The following is a 1,862-nucleotide window of genomic DNA, read 5'->3' as shown; positions in this document are numbered from 1 at the left end:
CTCATCGAGAACGTACCAGCGAAACTCCTCTTCCAGAACCACCCAAACCAGATATTCCCGAACCCCGTTCCGACGGTACGCCCGTAACTTATCGTGGAGGTCGTAAGATGCCATACTCGAGCCAATTTCCACAATTAACTCTGGCGCACCCTCAATATAATCGTCCTCGCTAATCCGCGACTGTCCCCCCGCCGATTCATCCAGACGAAGTAACCCATCCGGCTGGAGTTCGTTGTCCCAATCCAAGCGAACCGTCGCACTGTCAGCGACCTCTACCTCCGGATATGCCACGCCATATAGTGCCAACCAAGCCACCAGAGCAGCATGAGGTTGACCGTGCAGCCGACAGCGAACCGATGGCGTCGTATAGACCACTCCTTCCACCAATTCGGCTTTCTTAAGACGAGGCATCTGGGCGTAACGTCGCTCGAATTCGACCCGAGACAGACGATCGCCACTTTCCAAAATTGGCACGAGTTTCGATGTCATTGATTTTCCTCGACTCACGACAAAACCTCCCCTCATCTTTAAAACTCATTCCGCGATAAATTCCGGTTGTAGCAAAAAAATCGATCTCCGACAATTACAATGTGTTAACGATATCAGTCTTACTGACACCTTTATGAGAGGCGACTGCCCTTAAAATGCTATTCAAAGTACCTAATCGCAACGGATTGTGGTTGGGAATGCTAATTCTTTGATGATGGGGAGATTCCGTGTCTAGAATAATATGACTGCCCTGTTGATGAACAACTCGATAACCCCAGTGCCGACAAAGAACCTCCACTCAATATTGTCCCTTAAGATTTCTCGGGATTTTTATAAATTAGAGCCACCTATTGAATGACTAAAATCTCCTCCTTGACCAAATGAAGCTTAACCTTCGGAAATCTAGATTTATCAAAATAATATCCTTTGACCGCCTCGTTGACGTTTGCACGTAACTCTTCCCAGTTATCGCCCTGAGTAAAAATATTTTCAGTTAAGCATTCTGCGACAAACCCGCCATCATCTTCTTGGAAAACCTCAAAAACAATAACTGAATTCATAATTTCGCCCATCGAACTCCATCAATAAACGATACAAAATCTGTCTGAGGCTTATCAGATTGACATTCGGATTTGGTGGTTGGCGCTCTCAACCTCACCCTTACCATCCGCATCTGCAATTCTTAAGCCGAGATTGGCGTTTTGTACCTACACCAACTCTAAACGCTTCACTCCCCATCCTTCACCGTTTCCCGCAACCAAACCTGAAAATCTGCCATTCCCGTAAAATCCAACAGCGCATCCGCTAAGGCTTCCCGCTGCGTTCGAGAAAGCGATTTTACCTGTTGCTGCTGCTGGGGAGACAGTTCACCACAACGACGGCTTAACTGTCGCAGTAGTATCTCCAGTTCGCCTTGGTCGAGACCTTCCTGGCGACCTTCGGCGAACACATCCTTGTAAAACTGGGTGTCCTGAAGTCTGACGTTCGTGATATCCAACATCTCCCGTATCTGCTCCAAACTCAACTCTGGAAACTTACTCACCAGTATACTTTCGACCAAATCTAAGCGTCGCTGAAATGCCTCTTCACTGGCTTCTCGACTTAACAGACGACGGGCGCTTTCGGTGGCTGCTTGGGGAGACACCACCAGCAACCGCAACAGTTCTAAATTGGGACTCAAGTCCGTCAGTGGGATGAGATCTTCGAGATAAAACCGTTCCACTTGGCTGTCTATTGACATCCTCTCCCAGCAACCCTATCGGGTATGCAGGGAGATTCCCTGGTTCACACCAAGGATTTCCTGCTTCTCAACCTCTTGACTAGACTTGAACTCAGATAACTTCAAGTCCCCGCCAGAACGATTCCACAGGCTT

3 protein-coding genes and 1 pseudogene are annotated in these 1,862 nt (G+C 48.0%); all 4 read right to left on the bottom strand.

Going from position 1 to position 1,862, the window contains the following annotated elements; genetic code table 11:
- Positions 1-489, bottom strand: a 489-nt coding sequence (locus POG22_RS03580) for a Uma2 family endonuclease (protein ID WP_498903668.1), incomplete at its 3' end; no start/stop codon positions are given.
- A 94-nt stretch (positions 490-583) separates the two neighbouring features.
- Positions 584-787 (bottom strand): type II toxin-antitoxin system HicA family toxin, encoded by a 204-nt coding sequence (locus POG22_RS03575; RefSeq protein ID WP_498903667.1) that lies wholly within the window; start codon positions 785-787, stop codon positions 584-586.
- Between the two features lie 49 nt (positions 788-836).
- Entirely contained in the window at positions 837-1,049 is a 213-nt protein-coding gene (locus tag POG22_RS03570; protein ID WP_498903666.1) for a type II toxin-antitoxin system HicB family antitoxin, read from the bottom strand.
- Positions 1,050-1,216: 167 nt separating this feature from the next.
- A pseudogene (locus POG22_RS03565) lies at positions 1,217-1,732 on the bottom strand (DUF4351 domain-containing protein); the annotation flags it as partial.
- Between the last annotated feature and the right edge of the window lie 130 nt (positions 1,733-1,862).

The sequence above is a fragment of the Geitlerinema sp. CS-897 genome (assembly GCF_028368005.1).
GTDB classification, from domain to species: domain Bacteria; phylum Cyanobacteriota; class Cyanobacteriia; order Cyanobacteriales; family Geitlerinemataceae; genus Baaleninema; species Baaleninema simplex.
The sequence above is the reverse complement of the archived record's forward strand: the minus strand, read 5'-3'. Positions and strand labels throughout refer to the sequence as shown.

What these genes read in the sequence shown, in the direction of transcription:
- POG22_RS03570 (WP_498903666.1), bottom strand. Translation starts at nt 1,049, where the DNA reads ATGAATTCAGTTATTGTTTTTGAGGTTTTCCAAGAAGATGATGGCGGG.